Raw genomic sequence first — 19,676 nt, forward strand, 5'->3', positions numbered from 1 at the left:
ATTTATTTTTGAAAAATATTTTGAATTTGGGTGGGCATCATTCGTCACAGCGGAACTAGCGCTGCGCATCATCTAGCGATCCCGATGGCGCCCGGTTTCAAAAATGGAGAAGAATTATGGATGCCTCCGTAGCGATCAGGAGCGAAAAGGCGGCGGTGCAGCCATTGGATCTGCGCCTGCCATCGGCAGGGTTTGCCAGCCATTCGCTTGCTTGCGGCGAGCCGCTCGTGGTGTCTTCGGGGCGAGAACCGGGCAGCTTTCATGTCGGGTATCACGGAGTGGAAGTCGGCTCCGGTTATCTGTCGGGTCCGGCCGTCAATCTGTTGGTCTTCGATACCCTATCAGCAGCCACCTCCGCCGTTGCCGCTGAAGATATCGTCAATGCCGTGTCTGAGGCCGTTCTGGCGTGCAATCCGGCACTGAATTGCTTCGAGATCGAACTCGCCGATGAAGCCCTTGTGAGGCGTTTGCTGAGCGCCGGCGCGATCGAGCAGCGCGGAGATCGCCTCATCGCTCGCCCCGAATCCTTGTTTCAGCAAGCGAAGCTCTGGCTCGGCGGTATTCCGAGCAACTATCCGGAAATACCCGTCATGACGAACGGCGCGCTTCATCCGCAAAGATCGCCGAAGCCGACAGGTCGGGTCTATAATCGTTTCATTCCCTGGCTGAATACGCAGCTTGGATTCCACGTCGCCGATGTCGAAGCCGATCTTCCGCATTTCCATCGCTGGATGAACGATCCACGGGTGTCGGCCATATGGGAAGACAGCGGCGATCTCTCCTATCACCGCGATTTTATTGCCAGTCGTCTTGCAGATCCTCGGACTCTGCCGCTGATCGGAACCTTCGGCGGCGTTCCGTTCGGCTATTTCGAACTCTATTGGGCCAAGGAAGACCGGATCGGACCGCATTACGACGCCGATGGCTTCGATCGCGGTTGGCATGTTGCGATCGGCGAGGATGACTTCCGTGGCAAGGCCTTTGTCAGTGCGTGGCTGCCGTCATTGATGCACTACATGTTCCTCGCAGATCCCCGCACCCGGCGTATCGTCGGCGAACCGATCCATCACCACGCCCAGCAGATCCGCAACCTCGATCGCTCAGGCTTCGCCAAGGTCAAGCATATTCAGTTCCCGCACAAAAAGGCGCTCCTGGTCATGCTGCTGCGTGAGCGCTTCTTCATGGATCGGCTCCTGTCGCCCGACCTTTCCGGTCTGCTGGGGGAAGATGGCCTGCCTGCGCTTGGTTCGCTGCCACGGGGCGCCGCGTGATGAAAACAGCCGTCGACATGAACGACCCGCGCATCATGCGGCTCGTTCTGACGGTCGCACTCCCGGCGGTGGCCGGCCTGGCTGCCAGCGCCGGGCACCATGCGATCAACGCGATCTTTCTCGGTGCTCTCGGCTCCGATGTATTGGCCGGCATCAGTCTCGTCATGCCACTGTTCCTGCTGGTCGCGGCAGCCGGGCAGGGGCTTGGTATCGGGCTTGCCACGCTTTTGGCGCGCCATCTCGGCGAGGGTAACCCTATGGCCGCCTCATCCGTTGCCACCACGGCGCTCGTGGCCATAGTTCCTCTCGGTATTGCGCTGTCCGTGTTCATCTATCTCGGGCTGCCCGACTTTGTCGGTGTGCTGGGTGCAAGTGACAGTCTGCTAGTGCCCGGCCTCGATTATGGACGGTTGCTTGCCTTCGGCGTGACGCTTGGTCTGCTGCAGGCGGTCTGCGATTTCATTGCGATTGCCGAGGGCAATTCGCGCTTTTCGATGATCGTACTGATCGCAAGCTTTGCGCTGAACGCCGTACTTGATCCCATCTTCATCTTTTTCTTCAAGCTTGGCGCATCCGGTGCGGCAGCGGCCACCATTCTTTCCTCGGTGGCGGCGCTTGGCTGCTATGTCGTCTATTTCGCCCGTAAATGGGGCACGGTCAGCCTGACAGCCGGTTTGGTGCGATGGCACCTGCTGCGACCGATGGCGAGGATCGGCGTTCCTGCTGCGGCCACCAGCATCATGACCGGTCTTGGCCTTTTAATTTTGATGCGCGAAGCTGCTGTTTATGGCGGCGATACCGGGGTAGCGGCCACTGCCATTGCAGTGCGGCTGATGACGTTGGGCCAGCTTCCGATCTTCGGTTTTTGCCTAGGTGCGCAGAGCGTCGTGAGCCACGCCTTCGGTGCCGGCGATTCACAGCGGCTGAAGGCCGTGATCCGCTTCATGCTGGCGATAACCATACCCGTCGCTTCGCTCTATTCCATGCTGCTGTTCGTTGCGGCAGAACCGATAGTGCGCCTGTTCACCGATAGCCCGCAGGTGGTTGACGAGGCCGTGGTGTGGTTGCGCGCGCTGTTTCCGGTCTTCCCGCTGGCAGCTTTCCAATCGGTACTGCTGGTGATGCTGCAGTCTCGAGGCCGGGCGGGCATGTCCGCCGTCGTCGGGCTGGCGCCACAAGGCTATCTGCTGATCCCGCTTCTCCTCCTGCTGCCGCTATGGACGGGCTTTGCGGGTCTCTCCGCCGCACCGGCAGTCGCGGCAATTCTTGCCGCCGTGCTCGGCCTTTTCGTCGCGCGACGCGAATGGCTCACGATTCTGCCTACGCAACAGCCGCCCCAATTGGCCGACCAATCGACACTTCACACCTGACCAGAGGAACGTCATGAACGAGACACCGAGATTCGATGCCTATCGGCACGCCATTCCCGACCCGCTGCTGCCCCAACGCAACGACCCCTTCGATGCGGCCGTACCGCCGATCTATCAGACTTCGCTGTTCCTGTTCGATAGCTACAAGGAGCTGGAAGATGTCTTCGCCGGCCGCTCGAAGAAGCCGATCTATTCGCGTGGCGACAACCCGACGGTGCAGCTGCTGGAGAGCAGGATCGTCGAGATGGAAGGAGCCGAGGCGGCGCGCGCCTTTGCAAGCGGCATGGGCGCCATTGCTGCCGCAGTCCTTGCCTTCGTCGGCCCAGGAGATCGCATCGTTACCGTGCGGCACGTCTATAGCGATGCCTTCCGTTTCTTCGAAAAAGTCCTGAAGCGTTTCGGCGTCATTGTCGACTATATCGACGGCACCGATACCGAGGCCATGATTGCGGCCCTTCCCGGCGCCAAGCTGGCCTATCTCGAAAACCCCACCTCCATGGTGTTCGAGTTGCAGGATCTGCCTGCCATTGCCGAAGCCGCGCGTCGCCATGGCGTCGTGACGATCGTCGACAACTCCTGGGCAACACCGCTCTATCAGAACCCGCTTGCTCTCGGCATCGATATCGTCATCCATGCCGCCTCGAAATATCTTGGTGGTCAGAGCGATACGGTGGCGGGCCTTGTCGCCGGCTCCAAGGCGCATATCGATCGGATCAACAGCGAAATCTATCCCTACACGGGTGCGAAGCTGGCGCCGTTCGAGGCGTGGCTGGTGCTTCGCAACCTGGAGACCCTGCCGTTCAGGCTGCGTCATCACCACGAAGCCGGCCTGGAGGTCGCATCCTGGCTGAAGGCACATGAGGAGGTGACCAACGTCATGCATCCGGCCTTCTGCGAACATCCCGGCAAGCGGACCTTCAGCGGTTTCGGCGGCCTTTTCTCCTTCGAGGTTTCCGATCGCATCGACGTTGCAGGCTTCGTCGATGCGCTGGGTCTCATCCGCATCGGCGTCAGCTGGGGCGGCCCGGAGAGCCTGGTTGTTCCGGCAAAGGCGGCGCTCAGCATCTCGCCCGAAACCAATGTCTTCGCACGATTTGGCGTCAGCGACCGCACCATTCGCCTGAATGTCGGGCTGCACACGGCAGCTGCCATCATTGCGGATCTGCAACAGGCACTGCTGGCGTCAAAACGGTAGGTCGCGTCAACGTTTCATATTGCCATATGGGCGGAGTGGCACTACCACCCCGCCCATACTATTATCCGTTGTTGATTTCATTCCCGCCCCGTGCTGACCGAGAAAAAATGACCATTCCTTCCAACGAAATGCTGAGCTCGCTTGCAAGCGAATATGGGACGCCGCTCTGGATCTACGACGTTGCCGCGATGCGCCGTCGCATCGAGCAATTGTCCGCCTTCGACGTCGTGCGCTTCGCACAGAAGGCTTGTTCGAACATCCACATCCTGCGGGAAATGCGCAACGCCGGCGTCCAGATTGATGCCGTATCGCTTGGCGAGATCGAACGGGCGATGCGCGCGGGCTTTGCAGCGGGCAGCACGTCCGAACTTGCGGAAATCGTCTTCACCGCCGATGTCTTCGACCGGCAGACGCTGGAGCGGGTCATTGCCGACAGGAGGATCGAAGTCAATATCGGTTCGATCGATATGCTGCATCAACTCGGTGAGCGTTCGCCGGGCCACAGGGTATGGTTGCGGATCAATCCGGGTTTCGGCCACGGCCACAGCAACAAGACCAATACCGGCGGCGAGAACAGCAAGCACGGCATCTGGTTCGAGCAGTTGCAGGAAGCCGTGGCGCTGACACAAAAATATTCGCTGACGCTGGTCGGCCTGCACATGCATATCGGCTCTGGCGTCGATTACAGCCACCTGCAGCGTGTCTGCGGCGCAATGGTTGGCTTCTGCCGCGAGCTTTCCGTCGATATCGAGGCGATTTCAGCCGGCGGCGGCCTTTCCGTCCCTTATAGGGAAGGCGAGGAAGAGATTGACCCGTCGCATTATTTTTCACTCTGGGACGCGGCGCGGCGTGAGGTTGAGGCGCATTTTGGTCATCCGATCCGGCTGGAGATAGAACCCGGGCGCTTTCTGACCGCGGATTCCGGCGTACTGCTCGCTGAGGTGCGAGCCGTCAAAAACATGGGTCGCAACCGCTTCGTGCTCGTCGATGCCGGCTTCAGCGATCTTGCCCGGCCGGCCATGTATGGCAGCTATCACCACATCTCGGTCATTCCGGGAAAGACGCCTCGAAGCGCGGGAGCAGCTATCTTCCCGACGGTGGTTGCGGGTCCTCTTTGCGAATCGGGCGATGTCTTCACCCAGACGGAATCAGGCGTAGTTCAGCAACGCGATCTTCCTGAGGCTCATGTCGGCGACTATCTCGTTTTCCACGGTGCCGGAGCCTATGGCGCAACGATGTCGTCGAACTACAACAGCCGGCTCTATGCCCCGGAGGTGCTCATCGATGGCGCAACGCATCGATTGATCCGCCGACGCCAGACTTTTGACGAGCTGTTGGCCCTGGAAGATCTCTAAACAGGTGCTTCGGCTTTCGGGCGCGGCGAATCGAATGGTGCTGGCAAGGTTCGGCAACCATCCCGCCGTTGACGCGTGTTGGCGCGGGGGCTTTTCCGCGGTTGCGAAATGAATATAGTGGGCACCACCGGGCGTCGTGAGGCTCGGTTCTTGTTCCTTTGTCACCAGCCGCAAGGCGCGAAAGTTCTGCACCGATATGCTGGCCTGGCTTGATCAGAGAACCGAAATCGTCGAGCACGCGGATCAGGCGGCGCAATTTTTCGAGCCGGCGCATTCCGCTTATTACAGCGGCAAGCCTGGCCAGCCGCTGAAACTGCTGCTGCAGGCGCGCAGTGATTTTCTCTCCATCTGGCGGCAAGCGGATTATCGGGAACATGTCGCCGAATTCAAGCTATTCGGCCGTCAGCTCGTAATCGTCAATTCGCCTGAAGCGATCCGTTACGTGGTCGCCAAGCGCCATGAGAATTTCGAGCGCAAGACGCCGCAGATGCGCCGCGCGTTGGAACATCTGCTAGGTGACGGCCTGTTCATTTCGGACAAGGAGACCTGGAAGCAACGGCGGCCGCTGGTTGCCGATATCGTGCACAAGAACCGCGTCCCAGCCTTCGGGGCGATCATGCAGACCACGGCAAGCGAGCTTGCCGACCGTTGGCAGAGCCTCGGCGAGGGGGCGGAGGTTAACGCCCTGTTCGAGATGGCGGGTCTGACGGCGGAGATCATCTCACGCAGCGTCTTCGGCAATGATCTCGGCGAGGAAAGCGCCAATGCCGTCACCGAGGGATTTGCCAGTTACCAGGCCTTGGTGGACTCCATCAATCTCGGCTACTTCCTCGGCTTCGACGAAGGGCTGCCAATCGTCAAGACACCGAGCCTGCGCCGGTCGGTCAAGCGCATCCATCGGATCATCGATCAGGTGATCGAAGATCATCTGGCCGGCAAGGGCGATAACAGTTCGATGGTCGAGCTGCTGATCCGGCGCCAGAAGCGAAATCCCGAGCTGAAGCTCGATGTCGTGGCGCTCAGGAATGAAGCGGCGACCATTTTCATGGCCGGACATGAGACGACGGCCGCGACTTTGACCTGGGCATGGTATCTGCTAGCCGGTGCGCCCTGGGTGGAAGAGGCTATTCACGCGGAAATCGATGCCGTCTGCGGCGATCGTGTGCCGTCGATCGATGACGTTGCCAAGCTTGACTGGTGTCGAGCCGTCATCGAGGAGACGCTGAGGCTTTACCCACCCGTGCCGATTTTGGCCCGACAGGCAGCCGAGGCGGACCAGATCGGTCCTGTACAAGTGCGCAAGGCCGCGCTCGTCCTGATCGTCCCGTGGATTCTGCACCGCACGGACTCGCTTTTCCCCGAGCCGCATCGGTTCCATCCGGAGCGCTTCTTGGGTGAGACACGCCCGACCCCCTATAGCTACATCCCCTTTGCCGCCGGCCCCCGCGTGTGCCCCGGCCTGCAGTTCGGTCTCACCGAGGCGATCCTTTGTCTGGCGATCCTCGCTCAACGCTTTCGCGTACGAGTTAAGGACGGCCATAATGTCCAGCCGCAATGCCGCCTGACCCTGCGTCCTCGCGGCGGCATGCCGGTCACCCTGCATAGGCGCTGATCCGATGTCCGCTGACAATGAAGAGGGCAAGCAAACCGCCAGCGGAAAACGTAAGGCATGGATCTATGAGCCGCCAAAAACGCCGCCCATCGCTGATCTCGTGGCTGGTGGCGAACGGCGCAAGGTGTTCCTGCGCTATTGGCTCTACGAGAATATCGACAACGCGATAGATCTCGTTTTCTACTTCGTCTTCATGCTTTTGCCGGCGCGGGCATGTTCCGCAATTGGCGGTTGGCTCGGACGGTTCCTCGCGCCGCGTTTCCACAAAGGCGCCTATGCCCGCGCCGCTGCAAACCTGAAGGCGATAAGACCGGATCTCAGCGATGCCGAGCTTGAGATACGCTTGGAGCGCTACGCCGATTCACAGGGCCGTCAGATGGCCGAATATTCCGTGGTGCCCCGGCTTGCGCGGCATCACGTCCGGATGATCGGCACCGCAAGCCTGGTCGAGCGTTGCGCTAAAGGCCCCGTGATCTTCATCGCGCCGCATGTCAGCAACTGGGAGGTGCTTTGGCATTGTCTGCTCGACATGGGGCTGGCCGTGACCATGAACTACGATCCTCCGAAGCGGCGATCCCGTCACTATATCGTCAATCGCCTGCGCAAGGGTGCCGGCCTCGGCATCCTCAAGCCGGGCCGCAGCTTCGTACGCCCGGCGCTCCGCATTCTGGAAAGCGGCGGCAATCTGCTGATGTTCTGCGATGAAGGCTTCAATGGCCGCATTCGGGCGCCATTTTTCGGCAGGCCGGTTCATCTGGAGGGGAATTATGCGGTCGTTGCGCGTATGGCGCGCAAGACCGATGCGCTGATCTATCCGCTGTTCATAACCCGCGACAACGCAGCGAATTTTACCTTACGGGCGCTTGAGCCTTTCAAGCTTACAGCTCCCATGGGGTCGGAAGATCCAATTGCAGAGGATGTTCGCACCTTGAATGCGGTGATCGAACCCATTGTTCGCGAACGCCTGGAGCAATGGTATTTTGTGGACAATCGATTGCTGTGATGAATGTGCAGATAGAATTTTCCACCGAGGCAAGTGAATTTGGGGTTGCAACGGATTGAAGGGCGTTAGCGTTTAGGTTAACACTCCGCCAAGTAAAATTACCTTCTGCTTTCGGACTTTGTTGTACCTTTGTGAACGAGAAAGTTTCTCCACGATCGTGCTTTTTTGAGATATAGCTCCTACGGCTTCTGCTTGGTTGTACGACCTAGGGCGTGAATGGAATTTCGATGACGATATTGGTTTCGGGCGGAGCAGGATTTATCGGCGGGAATTTCGTTCTTGAGTGGCTTGAGCGATGCGATGAAACGGTTATCAATCTCGACAAGCTGACCTATGCCGGCAATCTGGATACGCTGCGAGGATTGAAGGGAAACAATCGTCATGTGTTCGTGCATGGCGATATTGGTGATCGTGGCCTGGTCGCGGATCTGCTGTCGCTGCATCGGCCACGGGCTATCCTCAATTTTGCAGCCGAAAGCCATGTCGATCGGTCGATCCATGGTCCCGGTGATTTTATCCAGACGAACATCGTCGGTACCTTCAATCTGCTGGAGGCGGTTCGCGACTATTGGAACGGCTTGCCTGATGCGGAAAAGCAGGCCTTCCGGTTCCTGCACGTCTCGACCGACGAGGTCTATGGCACGCTTTCGGCCGATGACGCGCCATTTAACGAGCTCAATCGCTACGAGCCGAACAGTCCCTATTCGGCAAGCAAGGCGGCGTCGGATCATCTGGTTCGCGCCTGGCATCACACCTATGGCCTGCCGGTGCTGACGACGAATTGCAGCAACAATTACGGCCCTTATCACTTTCCGGAAAAGCTGATCCCGCTGGTGATCCTAAATGCGCTGTCGGGCAAAAGCCTGCCGATCTATGGCGACGGCCAGCAGATTCGCGATTGGCTCTATGTCCGGGATCACTGCGGGGCCATTCGCCGCGTGCTGGAAGCGGGCAAGGTCGGCGAGACCTATAATGTCGGCGGCTGGAACGAGAAGGCCAATCTGGAGGTCGTGCAGACGATCTGCTCGATCCTCGATGAGCTGAAGCCGAAGGCAGATGGCGGCCATTACAGCGACCAGATCGCCTTCGTGAAGGACCGCCCCGGCCACGATCGTCGCTATGCCATCGATGCACGCAAGCTCGAACGCGAACTGGGCTGGAAGCCTGAGGAGACTTTCGAGACGGGCATCCGCAAAACGATCGCATGGTATCTGGCCAATCAGGATTGGGTGCAAAACGTGACCAGCGGCGCCTATCGCGAGTGGCTCGGCAAGCAATATGAGGGGCAGTCTTGAGTAGCATCCTGATTACCGGCGCTAACGGGCAGGTCGGTTTCGAATTGCAACGCTCGCTCGCCTCACTGGGAAGCGTAGCGGCCGTGACCCGCGCAGAGATGGATCTGGCGCGCGAGGCAAATATTCTGAGCGTTCTCAACGAGCACAAGCCCAAGATCATCGTCAATCCCGCGGCCTATACCGCGGTTGATCGTGCGGAGGGCGATGCGGAGCAGGCAATGGCGGTCAATGCCGCAGCACCCGGTATCATCGCGCGCTGGGCAGCCGATAACGGCGCTCTGCTGGTGCATTATTCCACCGATTATGTCTTCGACGGCACGAAGGCGGAACCCTATGTCGAGACTGATGCGGTCAACCCTCAATCTACCTACGGCGAAAGCAAGTGGCTGGGCGAGGAAGCGATCCGCGCATCCGGTTCTCCCCATGTCATCCTGCGGACGAGCTGGGTCTACGGCCATCACGGCAGCAATTTCCTGAAGACCATTCTTCGGCTGGCACAGGAACGCGAGACCCTCAATATCGTCGCCGACCAGATCGGGGCGCCGACATCGGCCGCCTTGATTGCCGATGTCACCCGCACCATCGTCGAGCATGTCGCCGGTTCGCAAGCATCCGGCACCGTGTCGGGGACGTATCATCTTGCGGCACAAGGCAGCACCTCATGGCACGGCTATGCGACGCATATCGTTCGCAGGGCATCAGAGGCAAACTTCAAGCTTGCGCTCGCATCTGATGCGCTGAAGCCGATTTCGACAGCTGAATATCCGACGCCAGCGAAGCGGCCGGCCAATTCAAGGTTGGACTGCACAAAGCTTGCGGAACGTTTCGATATCGCTCTTCCCGCCTGGCAGGCGGGCGTGGACGATGTGGTGGCGAGGCTAAAACCTGCAACGAATTGAAGCGGCAAGATCCTGTGATGGCTCGCAACGCCATCTACGGGTGGTGGGATGACCGCCGCAGCCGGAATGCAACAAGAGACGGTGGACCATGACGAAAGCACGCAAAGGCATCATACTTGCTGGCGGATCGGGAACGCGCCTTTATCCGGTGACGCTCGCCGTCAGCAAGCAACTTCTGCCGATCTACGACAAACCGATGATCTACTACCCGCTGACGACGCTGATGCTTGCCGGCATCCGCGAAATCCTCGTCATCTCGACACCACAGGACACGCCGCGCTTCGAGCAATTGCTCGGTGATGGCAGCCAGTGGGGCATCAAGCTCGACTATGCGGTCCAGCAGAAGCCGGACGGACTTGCTCAGGCGTTTCTCATTGGCGAAGAGTTCCTGGATGGCGCGCCATCCGCGCTCGTGCTGGGAGATAATGTCTTTTACGGACATGACTTTACCCGACTGCTCCACGAGGCTAGCGGCAAGGCGAACGGCGCCACCATCTTTGCCTATCACGTGCAGGATCCGCATCGCTATGGCGTCGTCGAATTCGACGGTGCGGGCCGGGCAATCAGCCTGGAGGAAAAGCCGAAACAGCCGAAGAGCAATTACGCCGTCACCGGACTCTACTTCTACGATGAGAGCGTCGTCGATGTGGCAAAATCCATCCAGCCGTCGCCGCGCGGCGAGCTGGAAATAACCGACGTCAACGTGCATTACCTCAATGCCGGGCAGCTCGATGTGCAAACCATGGGCCGCGGCTATGCTTGGCTCGATACCGGCACGCATGAATCGATGCTGGAAGCGAGCCACTACATCGCCACCATCGAGAACCGGCAGGGACTAAAGGTTGCCTGCCCCGAGGAAGTGGCTTATCGCAGCGGCTGGATCAATGCATCCGATGTCGAGGCGCTGGCGCGTCCGCTCAGGAAGAACGGCTATGGGCAATATCTTCTGCGAATGCTGAGCGAACAGATATTCTGAGCCGTGCGGCGCACCCACGCTGCTGCTGGCCTATGAGAAAATTGAACAGGAAGACGAATGAAAGCCATCGATACGGCCATAGCCGACGTCAAGATCATCGAGCCGACGGTGTTTGCCGACGACCGCGGCTTCTTCTTCGAAAGCTTCAGCAAGGTGAAGTTCGAGGCGGCGATCGGGCGAAGCGCCGATTTCGTGCAGGACAATCACAGCCGGTCGGGTAGGGGCGTCCTGCGTGGCCTGCACTATCAGTTGCCGCCGCATGCCCAGGCCAAGCTGGTGCGCGTCGTGGTTGGCGAAGTCTACGACGTCGCAGTCGACATCAGGAAGTCGTCGCCGACATTCGGACAATGGGTCGGTGTACTCCTGTCGGCGGACAACAAGCGACAGCTCTGGATTCCGGAAGGGTTTGCCCACGGCTTCCTGACGCTGAGCGACCATGTCGAGTTTCTGTACAAGACCACTGAATATTATGCACCGCAAAGCGATCGCGGCATTCGCTGGGACGACCCGCAAATTGCCATCGACTGGAGCGTCGGCGATGTCCTGACGCTTTCCCAAAAGGACCAGCTGCAGCCATTGTTGGCACAGGCTGACATGTTCGAGTGAGATATTCCGCTGCGAGCTTTTGATACGAGCAAGCTCGCCTTCAATAAGCTGTTCAAGGATTGAAGGCGGCCCTTATGACGGACCGACCTCCAGAATAGCCTTGATAACCCCTGCCTCGGGCCTCAACCACTTTCCGAACAGCGCGGGGGCGTCGTCCAATGAACCCCGATGCGTATTCAGCGCTGCGGTCGGAACCCGGCCGTTCTCCATCTGCGTCACGACCTCGGCAAAATCATCCGGCTGTGCGTTGCGGCTGGCGAAGAGGGTGGTTTCGCGTTTGTGAAACTCCGGGTCTGAAAAGGTAATGTCGTCGCGCACGACGCTGACGAGGACGTAGCGGCCGCCATGGGCGACGAAGCCGAAGCCACGTTGCATGGCCTTGGCGTTGCCCGTTGCATCGATGACAACATCGAAGAAATCGCCGTCGGTAAGCCGCTTGGCATTGGCTTCTGCCTCAGCGTTGGCAAGCAGGGTTCGGTCGGCACTGAGGGAGGTTACCGTGAAATCGAGACGGTCCTCTCGCATGTCCATGACGGTAACGTCGGCGCCGCGCGCCTTGGCGAAGATGATGGCTGACATGCCGATCGGGCCGGCGCCGACGACGAGGACGCGGTCGGCGGCGGTAATGCCGCCGCGCTTGACGCCATGGGCGCCGATGGCCAGGAACTCGATCATGGCAGCTTCGTCGAGCGAGGCTTTGCCGGCGGAGATGACATTCTGCTCGGGTACGCAGAGAAATTCGGTCATGCCACCATCGCGATGCACGCCGAGGACGGCAATGTTCTGGCAGGCATTGGTTACGCCACGGCGACAGGCAATGCATTTGCCGCAGGAGAGATAGGGGACGATATAGACATTCTCCGCGTTTTTCAGGCGGCTCGAACCATTGGCATCCTCGACCGTGCCGGAGAGCTCATGGCCCATGACACGCGGATATTCGAGAAAGGGGTGCTTGCCCTGATAGATGTGAAAATCCGTGCCGCAAATGCCGACACGCTTGATGCGCACAAGCACCTCGCCTTTGGCAGGAGTAGGGACGTCGCGCTCGATCAGGGAGAGCTTGCCGGGTTCGTTGCAGATCAATGTTTTCATCGTGATGGCTTTCGAAGGGACTAAAACGGCTGAGGTAACTATTGGAAATTGGCGGTGCAGCGTGCGGACGTCTGACGGCATCCGGACTTGCTGATCAGACGTCCCGTCGAAGCATGCCGGGATTTCGGTATCTGAGCCTCCGGCAGCTTCATGACACCACCTCGTTCAAGGGATATCGCTCTACAATTTGCCGTAGGATAGGCGCTTTCGAGACGCTGCCCGCCTGTTCGGCCCAATGCAGGAACGCGCCGATACGCCGCGCAACCTTTTCGCGATGATGCTGGGCGATGTCGGCAAGGCGATGGTCGAGGAACGGATTGAGGAAGCGGTCGAGCGTCGTCGCGACGTAGGTCTCCGCCTCGCCGTCCATGCCGTTGGCGGCAAAGCCGGGCAAGACCTCACTGCGATAGAGTTCATCCAGTCTGGCGCGAATATCAGCGTCGGCAAGGATGGCGCGAACGGTTTCATCGGACGGTCGACCTTCTTGCTGCCAAATCTCGGCAAGGAAAGTATGGCCGAGATTGAGGATGTGCAGCTTCAGGCGCTCGTAGGGTTCGAGGTCGTCGGTGAGTACGATGCTCTCATGCGTGCATGGAGGCCGGACGCCCGGTGCGCGCTTGATTGCCCAGAGCGCATAGGGTTCGGCGACCGCGCCGATAGGCTCTATGGGTTCCGAGACGATCCGGTCGACCAGCGTCTCGGCGAAGGCGACATGCTTGTCCAGCCAGGCAAGAAAATCAGGAGGCACGCCATTTCGCCTGATGCAGTCGACAACGACCTGTTTCAGGAGCCGCCCGTTGCCGGTTATCAGCTCGCACGGAAGGATCACCAACGGCCGGCCGGTTGCTTGCCAGCGCTTGACGAGAAGGGCTGCCAGTTTGGCCGGAAACGAACGCGGAATTTGGCCGTCTGCGCCAAACCGATCCTCGTCCGGCCATGTTTTATAGCCAGTATCGCCGGTATTGGAGATGACGAATTCGGCCTCTTGCGCGAAAAGCTGCGAAAGCTCTTCCCAATGGGCGACGGCGGAAAGGCCGCGATCGACGCTGGTGACTTGCACAGTGCGATCGACTGGTTGTCCGCCCGATATGCCACGGATGATGACTGGATAGCCATGCTGACTGCCGAAAGCGCTGACGCGTCCGCTTCTGCTGCTCTCTCCGGAAATCTGCACGACTGCGATCGGACCGGCATTCTGACTCGATTGCCTCGCCTCGTGAACAAATAGGGCTGCATGCGCCTGCAGGAACCTGCTCGTGCCGAACTGGATGATGCGGGAGGTCACGCCAAGCTCCTTGTGCATACAAGGTATAGGGTGGAGCTTCGGCCACTAGCCTGAGACGCCGACATCGATCGTTCCTCCCGATGAATGTTTTTTATCTATAGAAAACATTTCGGGCTTTGACGTCAAGCATTTTCAGCCGGATCCAACAAGAGCTTCGTGGATCGCCGTGCCATATGCCGCCAATGACGACGGCAAAAGTTTCATGGAAATCACAAGAAAATGTCATAAAAAATGTGATTTTGTTGTTATTATCTGTTATAAATACCTACGATGATGCGTCGCCGCAGGGGAAACTTCGCCTATGAAACGGACGGCGTCCGACATTCTCCGAATTTTCCATGCCGATGCGCCGCGTTCCCGTGGTCTTACGCCGCGTATCGCTTGGGGCATCATCCGAACAATCCTAGCCACCCATCACGACCAAGGGAGAATTGAATGGCACGTATCACCTTGAGGCAGTTGCTCGATCATGCCGCTGAAAACGGCTACGGCGTTCCGGCTTTCAACATCAACAATATGGAGCAGGCGCTCGCCATCATGGAGGCGGCAGACGCGGCTGCTGCACCGGTGATCATGCAGGCATCGAGGGGCGCCAGAGCCTATGCCAACGACATCATGCTGAAGCATATGATGGATGCCGTCGTCGAGATCTATCCGCATATTCCGGTCTGCGTGCATCTCGACCATGGCAACGATCCCTCAAGCTGTATGACGGCCATTCAGGCCGGCTTTACCTCCGTGATGATGGATGGTTCGCTCAAGGCAGACGCGAAGACGCCAGCCGACTGGGATTATAACGTCGGCGTGACCAGGACGGTGACCGACATGGCACATCTCGGCGGCATTTCCGTCGAGGGAGAACTGGGTGTGCTCGGCTCGCTCGAAACCGGCATGGGCGAGGCCGAGGATGGCCATGGTGCGGAAGGCAAGCTTTCACACGACCAGCTGCTCACCAATCCGGACGAGGCGGTGAAGTTCGTTCGCGAAACCAAGGTCGATGCACTGGCAATCGCCATGGGCACCTCGCACGGCGCCTACAAGTTCACCCGCAAGCCGGATGGTTCTGTGCTGGCGATGAACGTGATCGAGGAGATCCACCGCAAGCTGCCCAATACGCATCTCGTCATGCACGGCTCGTCGTCTGTTCCAGAAGAATTGCAGGAGATCATCAACCGCTATGGCGGCCAGATGAAGCCGACCTGGGGCGTGCCGGTCGAGGAGATCCAGCGTGGCATCAAGAATGGCGTGCGCAAGATCAACATCGACACCGATGGCCGCATGGCGATGACCGGGCAGATCCGCCGCGTACTGCAGGAAGATCCGAGCGAGTTCGATCCGCGCAAATACATGAAGCCGGCCATGGCGGCGCTGACGAAGCTCTGCAAGGAGCGTTTCGAGCAGTTCGGCACCGCCGGTCATGCCCCGGCGATCAAGCCGTTTTCCGTTGCCGAAATGGCAAAGCGCTACAAGTCCGGCTCGCTGGACCCGGTTTTCTCCTGATAGTGAGAGATCAGCGCGACGCCGGGCTTGCCGCCCGGCGCGCGCTTTCTTCGGTCAGGGTCTGGCCGTGGAATTTCGACAATGACGTCACGACATCATCGATTTCCTTGGCCAGCCGTTGCCCATCCCATTGCAGGGCTTTGGCGGCGATTGCACCGATCTCATGCAGTCCCTGCATGGTCAGAAGTCCCTCGATCGCCAAGGTCGTGCGGCGGAAGACGATGTCTGAGAGATGCACGACCAGCTCCTGACGGGCGATCCAATCGATCTCCAGAGCACTATGGCGCGGTGCCCCGCTAATGCGTGTGCTGTCTGCGTAGTCCGAGTGATGGGCGAGGATTGCCGCGGCGGTGGTACCGTATCGGCCAAGCAGTTCATCGACCCTGCTCGCCTCGGCGCCGGTCTTGGCCGCGATGGAGCGAATCCAGCTTGCCCGTTCGTTTGACGTTATCGGAAAATCCTGCCCCCCGCCGATGGCGAGCCGCTCGGTGGAGGTCTTGCGCGTACGCTGAAGACGCTTCAGCACGGTATCGGCGACTTCCTCGGCAAAGCCGCGGAAGGTCGTCCACTTGCCGCCGACAAGGGAAATGACGGGGAAGGGACGTCCTGCCTCTGCTTCGACGACCGGTGCGGAATGATCGCGGCTGATCAGGCCAGGTGAGGAGGCGTCCGAGGCGGGCAGGGGGCGTATGCCGCTATAGCTGTAGGTCACCTGTTCCCGCTCGAAGCGCAGGCCCGGCAACAGCGAGCGGACACTATCAAGGAAATATTCGATTTCCGGCTCTTCGCAGTGCACATTGTCAGGGTCGTCACAGGGAATGTCCGTCGAGCCCACAAGCGCCTGACCGAGATAGCCGTAGACCAGGCAGATGCGGCCGTCATCGGCCTCGAAATAGATCATGTGGCCGTTAAGGCTGCGCACCAGCTCCGGATGGTCGAGCAGGATATGTGATCCCTTGGTTCCACCGATCATATGCGAGGGTGTGCCGAGCGCGGCGTTGACATGATCGATCCAGGGGCCGGCGGCATTGATGACGACCTTCGGCTTGACCGAAAAGGCGTAGCCGTCGGCGCGCTGGAAGGTGAGAATACCGTCTGAAGCGGATACCAGGCGCGTTGCGTTTGCTGCCAATGACTTTTCGTTGGTGCGGAGTCCATCACTGATCAACTCGTAGACCAGCCGTTCCGGCCGGCTGATCTTGGCATCGTAGTAGATGCCGCCGGCAACGATATCAGGCGTCACATATGGCATTTCCTTGAGAGCGCGGCGCTTGAGCAGGAACCTGTGGCGCGGCATGACCCGATTGCGCGACCCGAAGAAATCGTAGAGCGCCAGCCCGATCTTGACGAGCAGGGCGCCGCGGCTGCGGGGCGCTGTCGTCGAACCCGTCAGCGTGCGAAGGGCGGCCCATATGCCACGTGTCCAGGAGAAGATCGGCACGAATGTCGGCAGCGGCTCGACACAATGCGGCGCGTTCTTCAGCAGCAGATTGCGCTCCAGCGCCGACTGTGCGACCAGCCCGAATTCACCGGTCTCCAGATATTTGAGGCCACCATGAATGAGCCGCGACGGAGCCGCGCTCGTTCCCGAGCCGAAATCCGACTTGTCGACGATCAGGCAGTTGACGCCCTGGGCGCAGAGGTCGCGAAACAGCCCCGCGCCATTGACGCCGGCGCCGATGATGACGACGTCGACATCTCCGTCTTGAAGTTGCGAGAAGCGTTGTTTCAGATCGGCGGCCATATCGGTCATAGCATTATCGTCCTGCTGAATTGCCGCGAAGGCGTATGCCCGCGCAGCGCATTTGACGGTCTAGTCTTGGGAGTGTTGAACTGCGAGATCGCCGATCCGCGGCCAGAGCGGCGTCATGGCTTCGGCGATATCCTTGAAGAGCTGGTAGCGGATCCGATATTCGGCCCTGCGCTCGGTATCCGGGTAATAGGTCCTGGCGATCTTGTCGACGTCTCGGGGATCGCTCTGCGGATCGGCATAAAAGCCGATGCCGGCACCGGCACAAAGCGCGGCGCCCCAGGCGGCTGCCTCGTCGGTCTCCGTCACGGTAACCGGGATTCCGAGCACATCGGCAAACATCTGCACGACGATCGGGTTGCGAGAGACGCCGCCGGCCAGCCTTGCCTGATCGAAGGAAAAACCGTCACTTAGAGCGTCGACGTGAATCTTATGGTTGAAGGCGATGCCTTCAAGCACGGCCCGCAGCATGTCGCCGCGATCGTGCCATCCGCCAAGCCCGAAGAAGCTGGCGCTGGCATCGGCGCCATAGGGAGAGCCGAACAGATAGGGATGGAAAAGGGCGCTCGACGGGCGGTTGAAGGCCGCCTCTATCTCGGGAGCCAGCAAGGCGTGAATGGACTGACCCGAGGCCTCGGCGCTTACAATCTCGCTGGCGCACAGCCTGTCCAGAAACCACTCATAATTCGCCGACGACGCCGGCGAGATCGACATGTTGTTCCACTGGCCCGGCGCAATGGCATTCCGGCAGAACCAGCGGCGATCGACGCGCGGCTCGGCGGACAGCGTTTCATTGATCGAATAGGTGCCGGCGATGACGGCGACGACACCGTCGGCATAGCCTCCGGCACCGAGTGCGGAAGCCGTCACATCATGCAGGCCGGCAACGACCGGCGTTCCCTCGGCAAGGCCGGTGCGCTTGGCAACGGCTTCCGTTACGTGGCCCACGACCTCGTCCGATCGTGAAGCCTGCGGCAGCGCGCCCGCCAATTCGGCCACGCCGAAAAGTTTCAGGGCATCCTGCGAGTAGTCCTGGGTGGAGACATCGGTAAAGGAGGTGCTGGCCTCGGTCCGGTCGGTTCCGACAACGTCAGTCAGGCAGAAACGCAGCCAATCCTTGCAGCTCAGAATATGGCCGATCTCGGCGAACCGCGCCGGCTCATTGGCCTTGATCCAGGCAAGCAGCGCCGAGGGCGCGGATACGTGCGGCAACTGTCCTGTTAGTGCCAGGGCTGCGTCGGCAACGGGGCTTTTCAGCCATTGGTCCACGATCGATCCGGCACGGCTGTCGAGCGAGAGAATAGCGCGTCCCAGCGGCTTCTTCGACTTGTCGAGGAGGTAGATCCCGTCGCCATGGGCAGTGGCGGCGATCGCCTTGATATCGCTTGCCGGACGATTGCTGAGGCTGATCGCTTCGGCAATGGCATCGGCTGTCTGGGACCAGAGTTCGTCCATGTTGCGCTCGACATGACGGGCCTTGGGCATGAACTGCGTCACGCGGCGGCGCGCGACAGCAATCGGCGTCCCGTCGATGTCGAAGATCACCGCCTTGGTGACGGTGAGACCGCTGTCAATTCCGAGCAGACTCGGCATTCCTGTTACTCCCGATGGTGAACGATCTCGGGCTGCCCGCACGGGGCTAAGCCATCAGGACCGTTCCTTGTCGCCTCTCGCGACGACCACATTGATATTCTTGCTCTGCATGCGCTCGAGATGAGCGGCCGGTGTCTTCTCGTCGACGATGACGACGTCGAACTCGCTGAGGGCCGCGAAATTGTGAAGCGCGCGCCGTTCGAACTTCGTATGATCCATGAGCAGGATGCGTTTGGCGGCGCTGTCGAACATCGCCCGCTTGATATCCACGATCTCGGGCGATTGATGAAACACCGCATCATCGATGATCGCCGACATGGAAATGAAGGCAACATCGGCCCGCAAGCGATTGATCTCGTTGATGGTCATCCGCCCCATGAAGGCGTTGCACCAATTGTAATACTGCCCGCCGAGCGCCAGCAGATTGACGTCATGCATGTCCTTCAACGCATTCATCAGCGTCAGCGAATTGGTAATCGCCGTCAGCGGCACCTTGGCGGGCAGATGCGAGGCCATCTGCAGTACGGTGGTGGAATCGTCGAGGAAGATCGCCTGACCCGGCTCGATGAATTGCATGGCCGCGGCGGCGATCATCTTCTTTTCGCTGGCCTGACGGTTGGCGCGATAGACGTCGCTGGATTCTATCAGGCTGGTAGCCGCTGCCGTCACGATGCCGCGCGTCTTGCGAAAGAGGCCGCGGCTCACCAGCTCATCAACGTCGCGATGCGCCGTCATCAGGCTGACGCCAAAGCGCTCCGTCAGATCCTCTATGCGCATCGAACCTTCCGCCATGACGGCTTCGGCGATCATCTGGCGCCGGGCGAGCTGGCGCGAATGCCGGCTGTCGCTCGGCAGTTCGTCTTGCAGGAAGGAT

General features: G+C 59.8%; 16 protein-coding genes. 11 read left to right on the top strand and 5 right to left on the bottom strand.

Going from position 1 to position 19,676, the window contains the following annotated elements; translation table 11 throughout:
• Positions 1 to 116 precede the first annotated feature (116 nt).
• The 10 genes from A6U86_RS14260 (at position 117) to rfbC (ending at position 11,582) form a co-directional block, all read left to right on the top strand.
• Positions 117 to 1,271, top strand: coding sequence for a GNAT family N-acetyltransferase (locus tag A6U86_RS14260; RefSeq protein ID WP_068392160.1), 1,155 nt, complete (start codon positions 117 to 119; stop codon positions 1,269 to 1,271).
• Positions 1,271 to 2,641 (top strand): MATE family efflux transporter, encoded by a 1,371-nt coding sequence (locus tag A6U86_RS14265; RefSeq protein WP_068392163.1) that lies wholly within the window; start codon positions 1,271 to 1,273, stop codon positions 2,639 to 2,641. The genes A6U86_RS14260 and A6U86_RS14265 overlap by 1 nt, the downstream gene beginning before the upstream one ends.
• 13 nt (positions 2,642 to 2,654) lie before the next feature.
• Positions 2,655 to 3,836, top strand: coding sequence for a PLP-dependent transferase (locus tag A6U86_RS14270; RefSeq protein WP_068392166.1), 1,182 nt, complete (start codon positions 2,655 to 2,657; stop codon positions 3,834 to 3,836).
• Positions 3,837 to 3,943: 107 nt separating this feature from the next.
• On the top strand, positions 3,944 to 5,191 hold the full coding sequence (gene lysA, locus A6U86_RS14275) for a diaminopimelate decarboxylase (RefSeq protein ID WP_068392169.1): 1,248 nt from the start codon (positions 3,944 to 3,946) through the stop codon (positions 5,189 to 5,191).
• Between the two features lie 136 nt (positions 5,192 to 5,327).
• Positions 5,328 to 6,803 carry a cytochrome P450 gene (locus A6U86_RS14280; RefSeq protein WP_244509936.1) on the top strand — a complete coding sequence of 492 codons (1,476 nt, stop codon included), beginning with the start codon at positions 5,328 to 5,330 and terminating at the stop codon, positions 6,801 to 6,803.
• 4 nt (positions 6,804 to 6,807) lie between these two features.
• Positions 6,808 to 7,806, top strand: coding sequence for a lysophospholipid acyltransferase family protein (locus A6U86_RS14285; protein ID WP_068392172.1), 999 nt, complete (start codon positions 6,808 to 6,810; stop codon positions 7,804 to 7,806).
• A gap of 227 nt (positions 7,807 to 8,033) precedes the next feature.
• On the top strand, positions 8,034 to 9,101 hold the full coding sequence (rfbB, locus tag A6U86_RS14290) for a dTDP-glucose 4,6-dehydratase (RefSeq protein ID WP_068392175.1): 1,068 nt from the start codon (positions 8,034 to 8,036) through the stop codon (positions 9,099 to 9,101).
• The gene (rfbD, locus tag A6U86_RS14295; protein WP_068392178.1) at positions 9,098 to 10,000 is read left to right on the top strand and encodes a dTDP-4-dehydrorhamnose reductase; all 903 of its coding nucleotides are present in this window, start codon (positions 9,098 to 9,100) and stop codon (positions 9,998 to 10,000) included. The genes rfbB and rfbD overlap by 4 nt, the downstream gene beginning before the upstream one ends.
• A gap of 88 nt (positions 10,001 to 10,088) precedes the next feature.
• The gene (gene rfbA, locus A6U86_RS14300) at positions 10,089 to 10,976 is read left to right on the top strand and encodes a glucose-1-phosphate thymidylyltransferase RfbA (RefSeq protein WP_068392180.1); all 888 of its coding nucleotides are present in this window, start codon (positions 10,089 to 10,091) and stop codon (positions 10,974 to 10,976) included.
• 57 nt (positions 10,977 to 11,033) lie between these two features.
• On the top strand, positions 11,034 to 11,582 hold the full coding sequence (gene rfbC / locus A6U86_RS14305) for a dTDP-4-dehydrorhamnose 3,5-epimerase (protein WP_068392182.1): 549 nt from the start codon (positions 11,034 to 11,036) through the stop codon (positions 11,580 to 11,582).
• A 72-nt stretch (positions 11,583 to 11,654) separates the two neighbouring features.
• Here rfbC and A6U86_RS14310 read toward each other — a convergent pair whose 3' ends face one another.
• On the bottom strand, positions 11,655 to 12,674 hold the full coding sequence (locus A6U86_RS14310; RefSeq protein WP_068392185.1) for a zinc-binding alcohol dehydrogenase family protein: 1,020 nt from the start codon (positions 12,672 to 12,674) through the stop codon (positions 11,655 to 11,657).
• A 148-nt stretch (positions 12,675 to 12,822) separates the two neighbouring features.
• Positions 12,823 to 13,959: a D-mannonate oxidoreductase gene (locus A6U86_RS14315; protein ID WP_068393926.1), complete on the bottom strand. Its 1,137-nt coding sequence runs from the start codon at positions 13,957 to 13,959 to the stop codon at positions 12,823 to 12,825.
• Between the two features lie 435 nt (positions 13,960 to 14,394).
• Here A6U86_RS14315 and fba point away from each other — a divergent pair, with 435 nt between their 5' ends.
• On the top strand, positions 14,395 to 15,459 hold the full coding sequence (gene fba, locus A6U86_RS14320; RefSeq protein ID WP_068392188.1) for a class II fructose-bisphosphate aldolase: 1,065 nt from the start codon (positions 14,395 to 14,397) through the stop codon (positions 15,457 to 15,459).
• A gap of 10 nt (positions 15,460 to 15,469) precedes the next feature.
• Here the strand turns inward: fba and A6U86_RS14325 are convergent, their stop codons facing one another.
• The 3 genes from A6U86_RS14325 to A6U86_RS14335 are packed head-to-tail and all read right to left on the bottom strand — an operon-like array spanning position 15,470 to position 19,612.
• Positions 15,470 to 17,212 (bottom strand): glycerol-3-phosphate dehydrogenase/oxidase, encoded by a 1,743-nt coding sequence (locus tag A6U86_RS14325; protein WP_068392191.1) that lies wholly within the window; start codon positions 17,210 to 17,212, stop codon positions 15,470 to 15,472.
• Positions 17,213 to 17,272: 60 nt separating this feature from the next.
• A complete protein-coding gene (locus A6U86_RS14330) occupies positions 17,273 to 18,802 on the bottom strand; it encodes an FGGY-family carbohydrate kinase (RefSeq protein ID WP_068392194.1) in 1,530 nt (509 codons plus the stop codon).
• Between the two features lie 54 nt (positions 18,803 to 18,856).
• The gene (locus tag A6U86_RS14335; RefSeq protein WP_343287074.1) at positions 18,857 to 19,612 is read right to left on the bottom strand and encodes a DeoR/GlpR family DNA-binding transcription regulator; all 756 of its coding nucleotides are present in this window, start codon (positions 19,610 to 19,612) and stop codon (positions 18,857 to 18,859) included.
• Between the last annotated feature and the right edge of the window lie 64 nt (positions 19,613 to 19,676).

This window comes from Rhizobium sp. AC27/96, from assembly GCF_001692325.1.
Classification (GTDB): Bacteria; Pseudomonadota; Alphaproteobacteria; order Rhizobiales; family Rhizobiaceae; genus Rhizobium.

Coding starts and splice junctions, on each gene's coding strand:
- A6U86_RS14260 (WP_068392160.1), top strand. CDS start 117: ATGGATGCCTCCGTAGCGATCAGGAGCGAAAAGGCGGCGGTGCAGCCA.
- A6U86_RS14265 (WP_068392163.1), top strand. CDS start 1,271: ATGAAAACAGCCGTCGACATGAACGACCCGCGCATCATGCGGCTCGTT.
- A6U86_RS14270 (WP_068392166.1), top strand. CDS start 2,655: ATGAACGAGACACCGAGATTCGATGCCTATCGGCACGCCATTCCCGAC.
- lysA (WP_068392169.1), top strand. CDS start 3,944: ATGACCATTCCTTCCAACGAAATGCTGAGCTCGCTTGCAAGCGAATAT.
- A6U86_RS14285 (WP_068392172.1), top strand. CDS start 6,808: ATGTCCGCTGACAATGAAGAGGGCAAGCAAACCGCCAGCGGAAAACGT.
- rfbB (WP_068392175.1), top strand. CDS start 8,034: ATGACGATATTGGTTTCGGGCGGAGCAGGATTTATCGGCGGGAATTTC.
- rfbA (WP_068392180.1), top strand. CDS start 10,089: ATGACGAAAGCACGCAAAGGCATCATACTTGCTGGCGGATCGGGAACG.
- rfbC (WP_068392182.1), top strand. CDS start 11,034: ATGAAAGCCATCGATACGGCCATAGCCGACGTCAAGATCATCGAGCCG.
- A6U86_RS14310 (WP_068392185.1), bottom strand. CDS start 12,674: ATGAAAACATTGATCTGCAACGAACCCGGCAAGCTCTCCCTGATCGAG.
- fba (WP_068392188.1), top strand. CDS start 14,395: ATGGCACGTATCACCTTGAGGCAGTTGCTCGATCATGCCGCTGAAAAC.
- A6U86_RS14325 (WP_068392191.1), bottom strand. CDS start 17,212: ATGACCGATATGGCCGCCGATCTGAAACAACGCTTCTCGCAACTTCAA.
- A6U86_RS14330 (WP_068392194.1), bottom strand. CDS start 18,802: ATGCCGAGTCTGCTCGGAATTGACAGCGGTCTCACCGTCACCAAGGCG.
- A6U86_RS14335 (WP_343287074.1), bottom strand. CDS start 19,612: ATGATCGCCGAAGCCGTCATGGCGGAAGGTTCGATGCGCATAGAGGAT.